9 protein-coding genes and 2 pseudogenes are annotated in these 18,982 nt (G+C 73.5%); all 11 read left to right on the plus strand.

Features of this window, described 5'->3' with window-relative positions:
- Positions 1-267: 267 nt before the first annotated feature.
- The 11 genes and pseudogenes from BJF88_RS11190 (at position 268) to BJF88_RS11235 (ending at position 18,936) form a co-directional block, all read left to right on the plus strand.
- A complete protein-coding gene (locus BJF88_RS11190) occupies positions 268-861 on the plus strand; it encodes a hypothetical protein (RefSeq protein WP_075828847.1) in 594 nt (197 codons plus the stop codon).
- Positions 813-2,314 (plus strand): annotated as a pseudogene (locus BJF88_RS11195) (glycoside hydrolase family 2 protein); the annotation flags it as partial. The gene BJF88_RS11190 and the pseudogene BJF88_RS11195, both read left to right, overlap by 49 nt.
- Positions 2,294-6,391, plus strand: coding sequence for a beta-galactosidase domain 4-containing protein (locus tag BJF88_RS11200; RefSeq protein ID WP_369824588.1), 4,098 nt, complete (start codon positions 2,294-2,296; stop codon positions 6,389-6,391). The pseudogene BJF88_RS11195 and the gene BJF88_RS11200, both read left to right, overlap by 21 nt.
- A 205-nt stretch (positions 6,392-6,596) precedes the next feature.
- Positions 6,597-7,406, plus strand: a pseudogene (locus tag BJF88_RS11205) (ROK family transcriptional regulator); the annotation flags it as partial.
- Between the two features lie 104 nt (positions 7,407-7,510).
- Positions 7,511-7,714: a hypothetical protein gene (locus BJF88_RS23615; protein WP_369824579.1), complete on the plus strand. Its 204-nt coding sequence runs from the start codon at positions 7,511-7,513 to the stop codon at positions 7,712-7,714.
- Between the two features lie 154 nt (positions 7,715-7,868).
- Complete coding sequence (locus BJF88_RS11210; RefSeq protein WP_255371977.1) at positions 7,869-8,843, plus strand: substrate-binding domain-containing protein; 975 nt, start codon at positions 7,869-7,871, stop codon at positions 8,841-8,843.
- Complete coding sequence (locus BJF88_RS11215) at positions 8,840-9,652, plus strand: ATP-binding cassette domain-containing protein (RefSeq protein WP_083649066.1); 813 nt, start codon at positions 8,840-8,842, stop codon at positions 9,650-9,652. The genes BJF88_RS11210 and BJF88_RS11215 overlap by 4 nt, the downstream gene beginning before the upstream one ends.
- Positions 9,649-10,872 carry a sugar ABC transporter permease gene (locus BJF88_RS11220; protein ID WP_075828850.1) on the plus strand — a complete coding sequence of 408 codons (1,224 nt, stop codon included), beginning with the start codon at positions 9,649-9,651 and terminating at the stop codon, positions 10,870-10,872. Before BJF88_RS11215 ends, BJF88_RS11220 begins: the two co-directional genes overlap by 4 nt.
- Before the next feature lie 3 nt (positions 10,873-10,875).
- Entirely contained in the window at positions 10,876-11,976 is a 1,101-nt protein-coding gene (locus BJF88_RS11225; RefSeq protein ID WP_222843995.1) for a LacI family DNA-binding transcriptional regulator, read from the plus strand.
- A 114-nt stretch (positions 11,977-12,090) separates the two neighbouring features.
- The gene (locus tag BJF88_RS11230) at positions 12,091-17,511 is read left to right on the plus strand and encodes a GH92 family glycosyl hydrolase (protein ID WP_255371967.1); all 5,421 of its coding nucleotides are present in this window, start codon (positions 12,091-12,093) and stop codon (positions 17,509-17,511) included.
- Positions 17,512-17,667: 156 nt separating this feature from the next.
- On the plus strand, positions 17,668-18,936 hold the full coding sequence (locus BJF88_RS11235) for an AGE family epimerase/isomerase (RefSeq protein WP_083649067.1): 1,269 nt from the start codon (positions 17,668-17,670) through the stop codon (positions 18,934-18,936).
- The last annotated feature ends 46 nt before the right edge of the window (positions 18,937-18,982 follow it).

Consider the following 18,982-nt stretch of genomic DNA (forward strand, 5'->3'; position numbering starts at 1 on the left):
GGCCCGGCGGGGCGCGTCGTGGTCGACGCCCGGGCGCCGCGCGCGCCGCACGCGGTGTCGTCCGTGTGCGATGACGGTCGGCTGTGTCGCTTTCTGTTGGACCGTGTGTACGATCGGTGCGCGCCCCGCGTCCGCCCCCCACGCCCGTGCCACCGACGGCACGGCGACGGCACGCGGCGCGACCGCCTCGATGGAGAGTCGTCGCGGCGCACGACCTGCGTCCCCACCGGCAGCGTCGGCCCGCGGCCCAGTGGAAGGTCCGACCAGATGCACCCCCACCGCACGATCGCCCGGATCGCCGTCGCGCTCGCGACGGCCGCCGGGCTCACCGTCTCGGGGCTCGCCGTCCCGGCGACGGCCGCACCGCCCGTCGCCGTGGCCAACCCCGAGATCACCGGCACCGAGTGGACCACCCCCGGCGCGGTGAAGGTCGGCCAGACGCCGTCGCGCGCCGTCATGGTGCCGTTCGACACCGTCGAGCAGGCCCGCGCGAACCCGACCCTGCGCCAGGCGGAGCAGGAGTCGCCCGACGTCCGCCTGCTCAACGGCACGTGGCAGTTCAACTACGTGCCCTGGCCTGCCGACAAGCCCGACGTCGCGGGCGTGACGAGCATCCCCGCCAGCGGCTACCAGGACATCGAGGTCCCCTCGAGCTGGCAGGTGGCCGGGCAGTACGCGGGTGCGCTCGGCACCGACTTCCCGATCTACAACAACCAGGACTACCCCTTCCAGGCGTCCGGCGGCGGCGTGCCGAACCAGGGCGACTTCGACGCCGCCCGGGCGCGACCGAGTTCAACCCGGTCGGCACCTACATGCGCACCCTCGACCTGTCCGCGGAGGACCTCGAGGACAACCGGCTGATCCTGTCGTTCCTCGGCGTCGAGTCCGGGTTCTACCTCTACGTCAACGGCGCCGTCGTCGGGTACGGCGAGGACAGCTTCAGCACCTCGGAGTTCGACGTCACCGACTACGTGCACGAGGGCGAGAACCTCGTCACCGTCCAGGTGCACCGGTGGACGACCGGCAGCTTCCTCGAGAACCAGGACGGGCTCAACTACGGCGGCATCCACCGCGACGTCCTCCTCACGGTCCAGCCCGAGGTCGCCGTCTACGACTACGACGTCGAGACGACCTTCGCCGACGGCGACTACTCGACCTCGCAGCTCGCGGTCGACGTCGACGTCGCGAACACGTCCGGCGAGGCCGCGGCGCGCACGGTCACCGCGCACCTTTTCGACGCCGCCGGCGAGCAGGTCGGCGAGCCCGTCAGCGCGCCCGTCGCCGTGGAGCCGGGGCGGACCGGCACGGCGGCCCTCCGGACCACGGTCGAGGACCCCGCACTCTGGTCGGCCGAGCTGCCGAACCTGTACACGCTCGTGCTGGAGCTCACGGACGAGGACGGCGCGACCCTGCAGACGTTCGGCAAGCGCGTCGGTTTCCGCGAGTTCACGATGGCGCACGCGGGGACGTCGGACTCGACGTCGAACATGACGATCAACGGCCAGAACATCGAGTTCTACGGCGTCAACCGCGGCGAGAACGACCCCGCCTACGGGCACCACGTGCCCTACGAGAACGTCGTCGCCGACGTGCGCAACGCCAAGCGGCTCAACATGAACGCCATCCGCACGAGCCACTTCCCGCCGGACCCGCACCTGCTCGACCTGGCGGACGAGTACGGCCTGTACGTCATGGACGAGGTGAACGTCGAGTCGCACAACGGGCGTGACGGGATCGACAACAGGCCGTACGCGATCGACCCGTCGCTGACGAGCCGCGACTTCCCGGGCAACGACTCCCGGTACACGGCCTCGATGGTGCAGCGCATGACGAGCATGGTCGAGCGCGACAAGGGCTATCCGTCGGTGATCATCTACTCGCTGGGCAACGAGGCGGGCACGGGCCGAACTTCGACGCGATGATCGACGTCATCAAGGAGCTCGACGGCGAGAAGCTCGTCCACTACCAGGGCGACAACGGCAACGCGCGCGTCGACATGATCGGCGCGATGTACCCCGCGTACAGCGCCGCGAACCGGCCCACCGCCGAGAAGCCGTTCATCATGATGGAGTACCAGCACTTCATGGGGAACACCGGTGGTGAGCTCCGCCGCTACGTCGACATCATGGAGGGCTCGTACCGCCAGCAGGGCGGGTTCATCTGGGACTACGTCGACCAGTCGGCGCTGACCCTGAAGGAGGGCGCCGACACGTCCGACGGCGTGACCGACGACGAGCTGTACCTCGGCATGGACGGCAGCTGGCCGCAGGTGTCGGGCGACGGCAACTTCCTCATGAACGGCGTCCTGTTCCCGGACCGGACGTGGAAGCCGGGCGCGTACGAGGTCCGTAAGCAGTACCAGGACCTGAAGTTCTCGCAGACCGACGAGCAGCGCGCCGAGCACCAGGTCACGATGACCAACGTCAACCGGTTCAAGAACGCGAACCACTACGACATCGTGTGGTCGCTGCAGCAGGACGGCACCACGGTCCAGACGGGCACGCTCTCCGACGCCGAGGCCGACCTCGCGCCGCCCACGGGCGACGTGGCCGGCGGCTCGACGAAGGTCCTGACCATCCCCTACGGGCTCGACGACCCGGCGCCGGGCGCCGAGTACCAGCTGCTCGTCGAGTACCGCCTCGCGGCCGACACCCCGTACGCGGACGCCGGCTACGTGCAGGGCGGCGGTCAGTTCGCGCTCGACGCGCACGGCGTCGACCAGCTCGTCGACGTGGCGGGTCTCGACGCGTCCCGTACCGAGACCACGGACGACGCGGTGACCGTCACGGGCACCACGCCCGAGGGCTCGCCCTTCACGGTCGCGGTCGACCGTGCGACGGGTCTGCTCGACACCTACCAGGTGGACGGCGTGGACCTCGTCTCGAAGGCACCCGTGGGTTCGTTCTTCCGTGCCGAGACCGACCAGAACGGCGCGGTCCGCGGCAACGCTCACAACCTCCGCACCCCGGAGGCGTACCAGGGCTGGCTGAACCAGGGCGAGGACCCGCGGGACGTCTCCGTCGACGTGCTCGGCGGTGACGGCACGACCACGAAGATCGTCGTCAACGCCACCCTGGAGAACGGGAGCGCCTACGCCACGACGTACACGGTGTACGCGAACGGGACCGTGGTCGTGGGAGCCCGGCTCGTCCCGTCCGCCGAGGCGCCTGACCAGCTCGGCGAGTTCGGCATGATGATGCAGCTCCCGGGCCGGTTCGAGAACGTCGAGTGGTTCGGGCGCGGCCCGTCGGAGACGTACTGGGACCGCAAGGAGGGCAACGACGTCGGCGTCTGGTCCGGCACGGTCACCGACCAGTTCGTCGCGTACCCGCGCATCCAGGAGAACGGCAACAAGACGGACGTGCGCTGGATGGCGCTCACCGACGACGACGGGACGGGCCTGCTCGCCTCGATGACGTACGGCGAGGGCTACGCGGGCGACCCGCTCGAGGCCGTGGCGCTGCACTACACGCCCGAGGCGCTGTCCTCCTACAACAGCCAGGACCGGTACCCGCACGAGGTCGAGCGCACGGACGACGTCGTGCTCCGGGTGCTCGAGCACCAGAAGGGCGTCGGCAACCTCGACTGGGGCTCCGAGCCGCCGTCGGCGGTGATCCGCAAGACGGACGCCGACCTGCTCGACTACACCTACACGCTCACGCCGCTCGAGGCCGGCTCCGACCCGATGGCGCTGTCCAAGGCCATCTACCCGGCGCCCACCTACGCGCTGCTCGACTCCGTGACCGTCGACGGCGAGCCGCTGGAGGGCTTCACCCCGGAGACGTTCGACTACGACCACGTGCTCCCCGACTACTACCCCGAGTCCCTGCTGCCGGTCGTCGAGGCGACCGCGCCCGAGGGGACCACGGTGACGATCGACCAGCCGACGGAGGTCCCCGGCACGGCCGTGCTGCACGTGACGTCCGGGTCGTCGTCGGTCGACTACACCGTGCACCTGGAGCGCGCTCCCGAGCCCGAGCCCGTCGTCTCGGTGACGGACCTGGTCGAGGTGCCGACGACGATCTCCGCGTCCGGCGCGTTCACGGGCGGCCAGCCCGGCGTCGGCGACCTGCTCTACGCCTACAGCGGATACTCGCGCATCTTCGAGAACGTGAGCGGCACGGGCGCCGGGCTCGAGACGGCGAGCGGCACGTACGCGAAGGGGTTCCAGGGCAACGCCGAGCAGATCGTCGACGTCGACGTCTCGGACCTCGCCGTGCGGTCGTTCTCCGCGGTCGCGGGCATCGACCCGTCGAAGTGGTCGGGCTCGGGCGCGACCCGCTCGACGGTGGTCTTCGAGGTCTGGGGGCACCGCGACGTCGGGGCCCTCGACGCCGCCTACTACGCGCCGATGGCGCCGGGTAGCGCGGGCACGGGCACGATCGTCACGGACGGGTGGACGAAGCTGGCCGCCAGCCCGGTGATCTCCGGGAAGAACGACTTCGCGTTCGACGAGGTGCCGCTGACCTACGAGGCGGACGGCGCGACCGGCCGCTACCAGGCCCTGCGTCTCGTCATGAACGCGAACGGCGACAACGGGCACGACCAGGGCGTGTGGGGCGACCCCCGCGTCGCGGTCGACCTGCCGCAGGACCCGCAGCTCCACGCGATCGAGGTGGACGGGGCGCCGTTGCCGGGCTTCGACCCGGGCACGGACGCGTACACGCTCGTCCTGGGGTCCGGCGCCGACGTGCCCACCGTCACGGTCGACCACGACACCGGCCTGTACGTCCAGGTCCGCCAGGCCGCGCAGGTGCCGGGCACGGCGACGGTCCGGGTCGGGACGGAGACGTACACGATCGACCTGCGGCGCGCCGAGGTGCCCGAGGGTCAGCAGGCCTACCTGAGCGACCTCGTCACGGCACCGACCACGATCTCCCCCGACGGCGAGGACCAGGCGGCGGTCCTGGACGGCAACCTGCTCTACGCGTACAGCGCGTCCGGCGCCGTCTACGTCGACCGGAGCGAGGGCGTCGAGGGCGACACGGCCCTGCGGCTGCGCGAGGCCGGCGAGGACGGCGACGTCGTCACGTACGACCACGGGTTCGCCGGGCGCGCGCAGCAGGTCCTCGACGTCGACGTCTCGCACCGGGACGCGCTGCGGTTCACCGCGGACGTCGGGATCGACCACACCGTGCGGCCCGACGGCGCGGCCGTCCGGTTCGCGGTGTGGGGCGCGCGCGACGCCGCGAGCCTGACGAACGGCTACTACGCGTCGGCCGACCCGGCCGCGGGCGAGCTCCCGGCCGAGGGCTGGGACGAGCTCGGGACCTCGCCGGTCCTCGCGAGCGCCGACGTCGCGGACGACCTCGGGGCGCAGACCGGTCTGCACCGGTTCGACCTCGACCTCACCTGGACGGACGAGGACGGCGAGCGCCACGCCTACGAGGCGCTGCGTCTCGAGATGCTCCCGGTCGAGGGCGCGACCGGCCCGGCCCAGGGGGTGTGGGGCGACCCGCAGGTGACGTTCGTCGGCGACGAGGTCGACGAGCCGGTCGACATGATCCGGCTGACCTCCGACGTGGACGGCACCACCGCCTCGGTGGGCTACCTGCTGAGCACGGAGCCGACCGGCGAGAAGATCCGCAGCATCGCCGTCGCCTACGACGACGCGAACCGGATGCTCGGGTACCGCGAGGTCACGTTCGACACCGAGGACGGCAACCAGGACGGCGACCTGCCGATCACGCTGCCCGAGGGCACCACGCCCGCGTCGCTGTCGTACCTCCTCGTGCGGGACGGCACGCTCGCCCCGGTGGCGGGCGCGTGGACGAAGGACCTCGCCGCCGGCGAGGACTCCTTCTCCCACGCGGCGCTGCGCGACGTCGTGCCGGCCTCCGGCCCGACGGTCGAGGTGCGCCTCGACGCGGCGACGCAGGACGTCACGGTGCAGGGCGCGGGCTTCTCGCCGGGCGCGGTCCTCGTGCTCGAGGGGCTCGTCGACGGCGTGGACGGCCTCGACCACGTGGCGTTCGTCGCCGCCGACGGTCGCGGTGTGCTCGACTACACCTACCGGTCCGCGGCGACCTCGCTCGACGAGGTGACGGTGCGGGTCGGGGGCCAGGGGTTCGAGGGCGTGGTGGAGCGTCCCGAGGAGCCCGCGGGCGTCCAGGTGTCAGCGGTCGCGGAGGTGCGGTGCCTCGCGGGACGCCCGTACCTCGCGGTGCGGGTCGTGAACGACGACGACGTCCCCGTGGACGTCGAGGTCGCCACCCCGTACGGCACGCGCTCGTTCGCCGCGGTCGCGCCCGGGAAGAACGCGTACCACGCGTTCGCGGTGCGCGGTGCGGAGCCCCAGGCCGACGCCGCGACGGTCACGGCGCGGCCGTCGGACGGCGACGGGGGAGAGACCGTCGTCGTGCCCGAGCACGCGCTCCCGGCCTGCGGCTGACCCGACCCGCCCGAGGCGCGCCGGTCGTCCGACCTCCGGACCGGCGCGCCTCCGGCGTGCCCGGACCCGTCCCGGCAGGGGGCGGGCCCGGGCCGGGTGCTGAGGTCGGGACGTGAACTCAGGGCGCTATCCTTCGGCTGTGCGCGCTGACCGGGTGACACCGGGCTCGCAGACGTCTCTGCGCGAGGCCAACCGAGCCCGGATCGTGAGCGCCGTCCAGCAGCGTGGCTCCCTCACGCAGGTCGAGCTGGCCGGCGTCACCGGCCTGTCCCCGGCCACCGTCTCCAACATCGTCAAGGAGCTCACGGGCGCGGGCGTGCTGCACACGTCGCCCTCGACGCGCAGCGGCCGGCGCGCGCTCCAGGTCACGCTCGCGCGCACCCTCGGGCTCGTCGCCGGCGTCCACTTCGGCACCCGGTCGCTGCGCGTCGCCCTCGCCGACGCCTCGATGCGCGTCCTCGCCGACCAGCGCATGCCGCTCGCCCCCGACCACCGGGCCGACACCGGGCTCCAGCGCGCCGCGCTGCTCGTCGCGGAGATGGTGGCCTCGCTCGACGCCGCCCCGGGCGAGCTCCTCGGGGTCGGGGTGGGCGTGCCCGCGCCCGTCGACGTGCGCGCGGGGCGCATCTCGACCGTCGGGATGATGCGCGGCTGGGACGGCGTCGCGGTCGCCGAGGTGCTCGAGACCGAGCTCGACGCGCCGGTGAGCGTCGACAACGACGCGAACCTGGGCGCGCTCGCGGAGGCGCGGTTCGGCGCGGCGGCGGGCCACGACGCCGCCGCGTACCTGCGTGTCTCGCACGGCGTCGGGGGCGGTCTCGTCCTGGGCGGTCGCCTCGTGCACGGCCGGGGCGGCGTCGCGGGCGAGATCGGCCACGTCACGATCGACGAGAACGGGCCCATCTGCCGGTGCGGCAACCGGGGCTGCCTGGAGACCTTCGTCGGGGCCAACGTGCTGCTCGGCATGCTCTCGGAGAGCCGCGGTCACCTGACGCTCCGCGACGTCATCGCCCGCGCCCGCGAGGGTGACCCCGGCTGCCGCCGCGTCCTGTTCGACGCCGGGCAGCACCTCGCGTGGCGGCCGCCAACCTGTGCAACCTCGTCGACCCGGAGATCGTGGTGGTCGGCGGCCAGCTCGCCGAGGCCGGGGAGATCCTCCTCGGCCCGCTCCGCACGGTCCTCGAGCAGCGGACCGTCCCCAGCACGGCGGGCCCGGTCGAGGTCGTGGCGTCCGAGCTGGGCGCGGCCGCGGAGGTCCGCGGCGCCCTCGCCGTCGCGCTCGACGAGGCCCGCGTCAGCGGGTCGCTGGGGGTGAGCGCATGAGCGTCCTGATACCCCGCCGGCGTCCGGGCGCGCTCCGGCGCACCGCGCTCGCCGCGGTCGCGGCCGTGCTCGCCGTCGCCGCGCTCGTCGCGGGCTGCGGCGCCGCCGAGCCGGGGGCGCAGCCTCGGGGCCGACCGAGGGGGTCATCGGCCTGCTGCTCCCCGAGGCCAAGACCGCCCGCTACGAGACGACCGACCGCCCGACGTTCGAGGCCGTGGTCGGGCGCCGGTGCCCGACGTGCGAGGTCCTGTACGCCAACGCGGCGCAGGACGCGGCGAACCAGCAGCAGCAGGCGGAGTCGATGCTCGCGCGCGGCGTCGACGTCCTCGTGCTCGACGCGGTCGACACGACCGCCGCCGCGAGCGTGGTCGCCGAGGCGCAGCGCCTCGGCGTGCCCGTCATCGCCTACGATCGCTTCGTCGCCGACGCGGACTACTACGTGTCGTTCGACAACGAGCTCATCGGCTACCTCATGGGAGAGGCCCTCGTCGCCGCGGTCCTGGAGCGCGCGGAGGAGGACCCGCCCGCGGGCGGCCGACGGCCGGGGGTGCTGCTCGTCCACGGGTCGCCGACGGACCCCAACTCGGCCGCGCTGGCCGCCGGCGCCCACCGCGCCCTCGACGGAGAGGACATCGACGTGCTCGCCGAGTACGACACCCCCGACTGGAGCCCCGACAAGGCGACCGAGTGGGTCGAGGCCCAGCTCACCCAGTACCCCGGCCGCGTGGACGGCGTCCTCGCCGCGAGCGACGGCATCGCGGGCGGCGCGATCGCCGCGATGAAGGCCGCCGGTCTCGACCCCGTGCCCCCGACGACGGGCCAGGACGGGGAGCTCGCCGCCGTCCAGCGCGTCATCTCCGGCGACCAGTACATGACCGTCTACAAGGCGACCACGCAGCAGGCGCGCACCGCCGCGGAGCTCGCCGTGCGGCTCCTGCGCGGCCAGGACCCGCTGGCCACGGCCGTCATCGACGGCGTCCCCAGCCTCCTGCTGGCGCCGCGCGCCGTCGGCCCCGACGACGTGCGCCGCGTGATCGTCGACGGCGGCGTGCACTCCGCCGAGGAGATCTGCACCCGCTACTACGTCGACGACTGCGTCCGCACGGGCGTGCTGGAGGCCGCCCCGTGACCGGCGTCCCCGACCAGCCCGTCCTCGCGGTGCGCGGCGTGTCGAAGAGCTTCGGCGGCGTCCGGGCGCTCGTCGACGTCGACGTCGACGTCCACGAGCACGAGGTCCTCGCGGTCGTCGGCGACAACGGCGCCGGCAAGTCGACCCTGGCGGGCATCCTCGCGGGGGCCTTCCGCCCGGACGAGGGCCAGCTGCTGCTCGACGGCGCGCCCGTCGCCCTGGACTCGCCCAAGCAGGCGCACGCCCTCGGGATCGCGGCGGTCTTCCAGGACCTCGCGCTCGTGGACGACCTCGACGTGGTGGAGAACCTCTTCCTCGGCCGCGAGACGCTCCAGGGGCCGTTCCTCGACGAGGTCTCGATGGAGCGCGAGGCGTGGACCCTGCTCGACCAGCTCGCGGCGACCGTGCCGTCCGTCCGGCTCCCGGTGCAGGCGCTCTCGGGCGGCCAGCGCCAGGTCGTCGCGGTCGCGCGGGCGCTGCTCGGTGAGCCGCGCGTCATCGTGCTCGACGAGCCGACCGCGTCGCTCGGCGTCCGGCAGTCCGCCGAGGTCCTCAACCTCATCGAGCGCCTGCGCGAGCGCGGCCACGCCGTCGTGCTCGTCAGCCACCAGGCCGGCGAGCTCCAGGCGGTGGCGGACCGGATCCTCGTCCTGCGCCTCGGACGCGTGCACGGCGAGTTCGCCGGCGACGCGTCGTACGAGGACCTGCTGGCGGCGATGACCGGCGCGGTCCGGCCGGTGCGGGGCGAGCACGACGCCGTGCCGCGCGGTGCGCGGCACGCGGGCGGCGCGGGGGTGGTGCGGCGATGAGCGTCCCCGGCCCGACGGCGGGCACGCGGCTCGAGGGGTCCGTGCCCGGCGGCGTCCTGTCCGGCTCCGTGGTGCAGCGGGTCCGCGGCGCCCACCTCGGCATGGTCCCGATCGTCGGTGCGCTCCTCGTCATCTGGGCCGTGCTCGGCGTGGTCAACCCCGCGTTCCTGTCCGCCGAGAACCTCGTCAACCTCACGCTGCAGAGCGTGCCCGTGGGCGTCATCGCGCTCGGTGTGGTGCTCGTCCTGCTCGTCGGCCAGATCGACCTCTCGGTCGGGTCGGTGAGCGGTCTCGCGGCCGCCCTGCTCGCCGTCGGGACGGTGAACCTCGGCTGGCCCGTGTGGGTGGCCGTCCTCGCGGCGCTCTCGGTGGGCGTGGTCGTCGGGCTCGGCTACGGCGTGCTGTCGACGCGGCTCGGCCTGCCGTCCTTCGTCTTCACGCTCGCGGGGCTGCTCGTGCTCGCCGGGGTCCAGCTCGTCGTGCTGGGACCCAAGGGGTCGATCAACCTGCCCTTCGAGTCGTGGTTCGTGCGCACGGTGCAGCAGGGCTTCCTCCCGACGCCGCTCGCGTGGGTCCTCGTCGCGGCCGTCGTCGCGGCGTACGCGGCGGTGCTCGCGGTCGACCACGTGCGCCGGGTGCGCGCCGGCCTGCGCGGTCCGGGCACCGGGACGGGCCGGATCGCCGGGCGCACGGCGGTGCTCGCGGCCGTGCTGGCCGCCGCCGTCGCCTACCTCGGCACGGCGCGCGGCGTGGGGTACACGGTCGTGCTGTTCGTCGCGCTGGTCGCGGTCGTCGACCTCCTCCTGCGGCGCACGCGCTGGGGCCGCTCGGTGCGGGCCGTGGGCGGTGACCGGCGCTCGGCGCTCCTGGCGGGTGTGGCCGTGCGGCGCACCGTGGTCTCGTGCTTCGTCGCGTGCTCGACCTTCGCCGCGCTCGGCGGCGTGCTCGCGGCGGGCCGGCTCGCGGCGGCCAACCAGGGCACGGGTGCCGCCGACACGTACCTCACGGCCATCGCGGCCGCCGTGATCGGCGGCACGAGCCTGTTCGGCGGCCGGGGGAGCGCGTGGTCGGCGCTGCTCGGCGTGCTGGTCATCCAGTCCATCGCGAACGGTCTGACGCTGCTCAACCTCGACGCGGCGACGCGCTACATCGCCACCGGTGCGGTGCTCCTCCTCGCTATCGTCGTCGACATGCTCCTCCGGGGCCGACGGGAGATCTGACACATGGTGATGCAGGGCGGGGCGGACGTGGTGACGTCCGCGGGGACGACGACCAGACGGGCGCCGGGAGCGCGGAGCGGCCGACGGCCGACGCTCGCGTCCGTCGCGGACCTCGCAGGAGTGAGCCTCAAGACGGCCTCCCGCGTGCTCAACCACGAGCCCAACGTCGCCGACGCGACCCGGGCGAAGGTGCAGGACGCCGCGCAGCAGCTCGGGTTCCGCCGCAACGCCGTCGCGGCGGACCTCGCGCGCGGCGGCTCGTCGCGCCTCGTCGGGTTCGTCACGGGCGACCTGGCCAACCCGTTCTACTCCGCGCTCGCGAGCGGTATCGAGCGCGAGCTGCGCCCGCACGGGCTCCAGCTCATCACCACGAGCTCGGACGAGGACCCGGGTCGGGAGCACGCGCTCACCGAGGCCCTCGTCGAGCGCCGCGTCGGGGCGCTCGTCGTCACGCCGACGGCCACGGACCACTCGGCGCTGCGCCCCGAGATCGAGGGCGGGACGCCCGTCGTCTTCGTCGACCGGCCCGCCGAGGGCATCGAGGCGGACACGGTCGTCATCGACAACCGGGGCGGGGTGCGCGCCGCTGTCGAGCACCTGCTCGCGCACGGGCACCGGCGCATCGCGCTCGTCGGCGACGAGTCCCGGCTGTGGACGTTCCAGGAGCGGTGCGACGAGTTCGTCGCGACGCTGCAGGAGGCCGGCGTGGCCGACCCCGGCCGCTACGTGCGCGACGGCGCGCACGACGCGGACCTCGCCCGCGACTTCGTCGCGGAGCTGCTCGCGCTCCCCGAGCCGCCGACGGCGCTGCTCACCGCGAACAACAAGATCACCGTGGGCGCCCTGCACGCACTGCGCGACCACCTCGCGGCACTGCCCGCGGGCACGCCGCCGGACGTCGCGCTCGTCGGGTTCGACGACTTCGAGCTCGCGGACCTCCTCGACGTCACGGTCGTGGGCTACGACGTCGTCGAGATGGGCCGCCAGGCGGCCGCGCTCGCGGTGTCGCGCGCGGAGGAGCCGGACGTGCCGCCGCGGCTCGTCGTCGTGCCGACGCACCTCGTCGTGCGCGGCACGGGCGAGATCCCCGCGCCCGCCTCCTGAGGGGCGCCCCGAGTTCCCGCGCTCCTCCCGGCCGTTGACAAGGTCCGGACCGCACCGTAGGTTCGACCTGACATCTGACAGCGCTGTCCAGTCGATCGAAGGAGATCGCGCGTCATGACCCTTCCTACCCCCCGAGGAACCGCGCCGCGGAGCCGCTCCGCCGTGCGCGGCAGGCCGCTCGGCATGGCCGTCGCGGCCGCTCTCGTCGTCCCCCTCGCGGTCACGACGGCGCTCCCGGCCGCCGCCGCGGAGCCGGGCGACTTCGCGACGTCGTTCGAGGACGGCGACGCCGCCCCGCTCGCGACGACCGTCGCCCAGCGCGACGGCGCACCCTGGCAGCACAACATCGCCGGCGCGACGAGCGGGCTGCCGGGCAGCGTGCTCGGCGCGCTGTCCGCCGTGACCGCGAGCGCGGAGAACCTTCCGAACGAGGGCGCGGCGAAGCTCGCCGACGGCTCCGCGAGCAGCAAGTGGCTCGCGTTCCAGTCCACCGGCTGGGTCGTCTACGAGTTCGCCGAGCCCGTCGCGTTCGAGGCGTACGCGCTCACGTCGGCCAACGACTCGGCCGGCCGCGACCCGAAGACGTGGACGATCGAGGCCTCGGACGACGGCGAGACGTGGACCGCCGTCGACCAGCGCACCGACGAGGACTTCCCGCAGCGCTTCCAGCAGCGGGTCTTCGAGCTCGACGCGCCGACGGAGGCGCACCGGTACTACCGGCTGAACATCACCGCGAACTCGGGCGACGGCCTCGTGCAGCTCGCCGAGTGGGACCTGTCCGCCGACCTGGACGCGCCCCCGCAGGAGGCGCCCATGCAGACCGAGGTCGGCACGGGCCCGTCGGTGAGCTTCACGAACAAGCCGGGCGTCGGCTTCACCGGCACGCACTCCCTGCGCTACGACGGCTCGCACCTCGGCGAGGGCGAGGCGTACGCGACGAACGTGCTCTACGACGACGTGGACGTCACGGTCGGCGACGACACCCGCCTGAGCTGGAAGATCTTCCCCGAGCTGCTCGACGACCTGCAGTACCCGTCGACGTTCGCGTCCGTGGACCTCGAGTTCACCGACGGCACGTACCTGTCCGACCTCGACGCGACGGACGCCCACGGCACCGGCGCGTCGGCGCAGGAGCAGGGCGAGGGCAAGATCCTCTACGCCGACCAGTGGAACTCCGTGCGCGTCGACCTGGGCGAGGTCGCCGCGGGCAAGACGGTGGACAAGGTCCTGCTCGGCTACGACAACCCGGGCGGTGAGGCCGGCACGCAGTTCGCCGGCTGGCTCGACGACGTCGCGATCGAGGCGCAGCCGCCCGTGATCGACGGCTCGAGCCTCGCCAACTACGTGGACACGCGCCGCGGGACGCACGCGACGGGCAGCTTCTCGCGCGGCAACAACATCCCCGCGACGGCCGTGCCGAACGGCTTCAACTTCTGGGTCCCCTTCACGAACGCGGACTCCCAGAGCTGGCTGTACGAGTACCACAAGGGCAACAACGCGAACAACAAGCCGGTGCTCGAGGGCTTCGGCGTCTCGCACGAGCCCAGCCCCTGGATGGGGGACCGCAACCAGCTGACGTTCCTGCCGTCCACGGCGTCGGGCACCCCGAGCGCCTCGCTGTCCCAGCGCGGCCTCGAGTTCGACCACGCGGACGAAACCGCGCGCCCCGACTACTACGGCGTGACGTTCACGAACGACTCCGCGCTCGAGGCGACGCCGACGGACCACGGCGCGGTGCTGCGCTTCACGTTCCCGGGCGACGTCGGGCACGTGCTCGTCGACAAGGTCGACGGCTCGTCGAAGCTGACGTTCGACCAGGCCACCGGGACGCTCTCGGGCTGGGTCGAGAACGGCTCCGGCCTCTCCGTCGGCCGCACCCGCATGTTCGTCGCGGGCACGTTCGACCGTACGCCGACCGCGACCGGCACGGCGGCGGGCAACCGCGCCGACGCGCGCTTCGCGACCTTCGACACGTCGGGTGACGACACGGTCGAGCTGCGCGTCGCGACGTCGTTCATCGGCCAGGACCAGGCGCGCGCCAACCTCGACCTCGAGGTCACGGACCGCACCTTCACCGAGGTGAAGGCCGCCGCGGCCGACGCGTGGAACGAGCGTCTCGGCGTGATCGAGGTGGAGGGCGCGACGCAGGACCAGCTCGTCACGCTGTACTCGAACCTCTACCGCCTGAACCTGTACCCGAACTCGCAGTTCGAGAACACGGGCACCGCGCAGGAGCCGGAGTTCGCGTACGCGAGCCCCGTCTCCCCGACGTCGGGCAGCGCCACCGACACCGCGACCAACGCCGAGGTCGTCGAGGGCAAGATCTACGTCAACAACGGGTTCTGGGACACCTACCGCACGGCGTGGCCGGCGTACTCCCTGCTGTACCCGGAGCTGGCCGGCGAGCTCGTCGACGGCTTCGTCCAGCAGTACCGCGACGGCGGCTGGATCGCGCGCTGGTCCTCGCCGGGCTACGCGGACCTCATGACCGGGACCAGCTCGGACGTCGCGTTCGCCGACGCCTACCTCAAGGGCTCGCTGCCGACGGACGTCGCGCTCGAGGCCTACGACGCGGCGCTGAAGAACGCCACGGTCGCGCCGCCGAGCAACGCGGTGGGCCGCAAGGGCCTGCAGTCGTCGCCGTTCCTCGGGTTCACGCCGGAGTCCACGCACGAGTCCGTGTCGTGGGGCCTGGAGGGCCTGGTCAACGACTTCGGCATCGGCAACATGGCCGCTGCGCTCGCCGAGGACCCCGCCACGCCGGAGGAGCGCCGCGAGACGCTCCGCGAGGAGTCCGCGTACTTCCTCGAGCGCGCGACGCACTACGTCGAGCTGTACGACCCCGAGGTCGACTTCTTCGTCCCGCGCCACGCGGACGGCGAGTTCGCGGTCGACCCGGAGACGTACGACCCGGCCGACTGGGGCGGCGGCTACACCGAGACGAACGGCTGGAACTTCGCGTTCCACGCGCCGCAGGACCCGCAGGGCCTCGCCAACCTCTACGGGGGCGACGAGGGCCTCGAGGCCAAGCTCGACGCGTTCTTCTCGACGCCCGAGCTCGGTGCCGGCAGCGGCGGCATCCACGAGCAGCGCGAGGCGCGCGACGTCCGCATGGGCATGTGGGGCATGAGCAACCAGGTGTCCCACCACATCCCGTGGCTCTACGACGCCGTCGGCGCGCCGTGGAAGACGCAGGAGAAGGTCCGCGAGGTCACGCGCCGCCTGTTCACGGGCAGCGAGATCGGCCAGGGCTACCCGGGCGACGAGGACAACGGCGAGATGTCGTCGTGGTGGATCTTCTCCGCCCTCGGCTTCTACCCGCTCCAGGTGGGCTCCGACGAGTACGCGATCGGGTCGCCGCTGTTCGAGAAGGCGACGGTGCACCTGCCCGACGGCGACCTCGTCGTCAACGCGGCGGGCAACTCGGTCGAGAACGTCTACGTGCAGTCCCTCGAGGTCGACGGCGAGGCGCACACCTCGACGTCCCTGTCGCAGGAGGAGCTCTCCGGCGGTGCGACGCTCGACTTCGTCATGGGGCCGGAGCCGTCCGACTGGGGGACCGGCGAGGACGACGGGCTGCCGTCGCTGACCGAGGGCGACGAGGCGCCGGAGCCGGTGCAGGACGCCGCGACCCCGGGTCTCGGCACGACGACCGTCGCCGACGGCGACGCCTCGACGAGCGCGGCGGCGCTGACCGACAACACGTCGGCCAGCCGGACCACGTTCGCCACGACGACCCCGACGATCACGTGGTCGGGCAACGGCATCCGGCCGACCGTCGAGACGTACACGCTGACCTCGGGCGCGAGCGGCACGGCGTCGCCGACCGCGTGGACGCTCGAGGGGTCGGACGACGGCGAGACGTGGACGACGCTCGACGAGCGCTCGGACGAGCAGTTCCGCTGGGCGCTGCAGACCCGTCCGTTCACCGTGGCGGAGCCGGCGGCCTACGCGCACTACCGCGTGGTGGTCACGGCGTCGGCCGGCGGCGACGAGGGCGGCGCGCTCTCGCTCGCCGAGGTCGAGCTCCTCGCCGACCCGGACGCGTCGGGCGCCGAGGAGCTGACCCTCAGCCCCGCGGCCGACGGCGACGCCGTCACGGGCCGCGAGGTCGAGGCCACGTTCGCCACGCTCACCGGGGTCGACGGCTCCGGCGACGACCTCACCGCGACCGTCGCGTTCGGCGACGGGAGCGAGCCCGCCGAGGCGACGCTCGTCGCCGGGTCCTTCGGGGCCTGGTCGGTGCGCGCGGCGCACACCTGGGACGCGCCCGGGGTCTACCCGGTGACCGTCACGGTGACGCCGGCCGACGGCGACCCGGTCACGACGACCACGTACGTCTCGGTCTCGCTGCTGCGCGAGGGGTCGCTCCTCGCGGCGTACGACAACGTGTGCATCGGCGACCCGGGTACCACGGTCGGCTCGTGCGACGGGCAGGGCGTGTTCTTCGACCGCGGCCAGCTCGCGGACGAGGGCTTCGTGCAGGGCGAGCGCGGCACGGTCCCGGGCACCGACCTGCAGTTCGACGTCCCGGCGGTCCCCGCCGGGGAGCCGGACAACGCGACGGGTGACGGGCAGACCATCGAGCTGGACGTCCCCGCGGACGCCGAGCAGCTCTCGGTGGTCGGCACGGGCACGGAGAAGAACCAGGAGGCCTCGGGCACGCTGACGTTCGACGACGGCTCGACGCAGGCGATCGACCTGAGCTTCGGCGACTGGTCGGGTGCGGCCCGGAACCCGGTGTTCGGCAACATCCCGGTCGCCGTGACGGACCACCGCCTGCGCGGCGGCAGCCCGCAGACCGGCACCCCCGCCGCGTTCTTCGCGACGGCGCCGATCGACCTGCCGGACGGCAAGCGGGCCGTGAGCCTGACCCTGCCGGACCAGCCGGGCGAGCTCTCGTCCGACGGGCGCATCCACGTGGTGGCGATCGCGCACGACGGCACGTTCGCCGAGCAGTCGCCGCTCGAGGTGACGGCTGCCGAGGGCGTGAGCGTCGCCGTCGGGCAGGAGGCCGACACGGCCCTCGCGACCGTCGCGGGCGGCCGGGAGGGCGCGGACCTCCGTGCCGCGATCACCTGGGGCGACGGGTCCGACGTCGTCGCGGGCACGGTGAGCGACGGAACCGTGAGCGGCTCGCACGCCTACGCCGAGGCCGGGACGTACACCGCGTACGTCGTGGTCGACGACGGGTGGACGAGCGCGGTCGTGGAGGTCCCGGTGACCGTGACCGAGGCCGGGGCGGGCCTGTCCGTCGAGGCCACGGCGAGCGCCCGGTGCCTCGCCGGGAAGGTGTACCTCGCGGTGCGTGCGGAGAACGGCGAGGACGTCCCGCTCGCGGTGACCCTCACCACGCCGTTCGGCACGAAGGAGTTCGCCTCCGTGGAGCCGGGTCGGTCCGCGTACTACTCGTTCGCGGTGCGGGCGACGTCCGTCGAGGCCGGCACGGCGTCCGTCGAGGCCGTCCGCGGGACGGGCGAGGACGAGGTCCGGTCGACCGTCGAGGCCGACTACCCGGCCCTCGACTGCGGCTGACCTGACGGGAGCGACCCCCCGTCCCGCCGGCGCGTCCGGCGGACGGGGGGTCGTCGCACGTCGTCGCGACCTAGGCTGGCATTGACACGACCGGACGGCTGCGCGTACGTTCGGCAGCCTGACAGCGCTGTCCAGCAGTCACACGAGAAGGACGTCATGAACATCGACCTGCCCACGACGCCCGGCAGCACCGCCCTCGCGGCGTGGCGCCACCACCAGCTCGCCGAGCTCCTGCGCTTCGGCGAGGCGTCGCTGCGGCCGGACGGCGCCGCCTGGTGGCTCGACGACGACGGTCGTCCCGACCCCTCCCAGCCCGTGCACACGTGGATCACGTCGCGGATGGCGCACGTCTACGCGGTCGCGTCGCTCCTCGGCGTGCCGGGCGCGGGGGAGCGCGCGGACCTCGCGCTGCGGGGGTTGCGCAGCGTGCTCGTCGACGCGCAGCACGGCGGCTGGGTGTCCTCGCGCGGGCCGGCCCCGGCCCCGGGCGACGTGGTCGACGTCGAGGCGCAGCCGGTCGACGGGACGAAGAGCGCCTACGCGCACGCGTTCGTCGTGCTCGCCGCGGCGTCCGGGACCCTCGCCGGGCGCGAGGGCGCCCGCGAGCTGCTGGACGCGGCGCTCGCCGTGCTCGACGAGCGGTTCTGGGAGGCCGGTCCGCGCATGCACGCCGACGAGTGGGACCGCGCCTGGTCGCACCTCGACGACTACCGCGGCGTGAACGCGAACATGCACGCCGTGGAAGCGCTCCTGGCCGCCCACGACGCCACCGGCGACGCCGAGTGGCTCGGCCGTGCGACGTCGATCGCCGACCGCGTGGTCGGCTGGGCGGAGGCGAACGGCTGGCGCATCCCCGAGCACTTCGACAGCGCCTGGACGCCGCTGCCCGAGTACAACGCCGACCGGCCGCGCGACCCGTTCAAGCCCTACGGGTCGACGCCCGGGCACGGCCTCGAGTGGTCGCGCCTGCTGCTGCAGATCGACGTCGCCGCCGGCACGCCCGGAGCGCGGACCGACGTGGCGGTGGCGCTGTTCGACCGCGCGGTCGCCGACGGCTGGGACGCCGCGCGCGGTGGCGGGTTCGTCTACACGGTCGACTGGTCCGGCGAGCCCGTGGAGCCGCGCCGCTACCACTGGGTCGCGGCGGAGGCCGTCGCCGCGGCGGACGTGCTCGGCCGGGTCACCGGCGACCCGCGGTTCGAGGCGGCGGCCGCGGTCTGGTGGACGTGGATCGACCGCCACCTGGTGGACCACGAGCGCGGGTCGTGGCACCACGAGCTCGACACCGCCAACCGGCCGGGCGGCATCACGTGGGTCGGCAAGCCCGACGTCTACCACGCGGCCCAGGCGGTGATCCTGCCGGACCTCCCGCTCACGGGGTCGATGGCGGCGTCGGCCAAGGCGGCCGGCCGCATCCTGGGCTGAGCCGGGCCACCTCCGCGTGCCGAACCCCGGGTCTGCACCGTTCGGG

The sequence above is a fragment of the Cellulosimicrobium sp. CUA-896 genome (assembly GCF_001942335.1).
Classification (GTDB): Bacteria; Actinomycetota; Actinomycetes; order Actinomycetales; family Cellulomonadaceae; genus Cellulosimicrobium.

Coding starts and splice junctions, on each gene's coding strand:
- BJF88_RS11190 (WP_075828847.1), top strand. CDS start 268: ATGCACCCCCACCGCACGATCGCCCGGATCGCCGTCGCGCTCGCGACG.
- BJF88_RS11200 (WP_369824588.1), top strand. CDS start 2,294: ATGAACGGCGTCCTGTTCCCGGACCGGACGTGGAAGCCGGGCGCGTAC.
- BJF88_RS11220 (WP_075828850.1), top strand. CDS start 9,649: ATGAGCGTCCCCGGCCCGACGGCGGGCACGCGGCTCGAGGGGTCCGTG.
- BJF88_RS11225 (WP_222843995.1), top strand. CDS start 10,876: ATGGTGATGCAGGGCGGGGCGGACGTGGTGACGTCCGCGGGGACGACG.
- BJF88_RS11230 (WP_255371967.1), top strand. CDS start 12,091: ATGACCCTTCCTACCCCCCGAGGAACCGCGCCGCGGAGCCGCTCCGCC.
- BJF88_RS11235 (WP_083649067.1), top strand. CDS start 17,668: ATGAACATCGACCTGCCCACGACGCCCGGCAGCACCGCCCTCGCGGCG.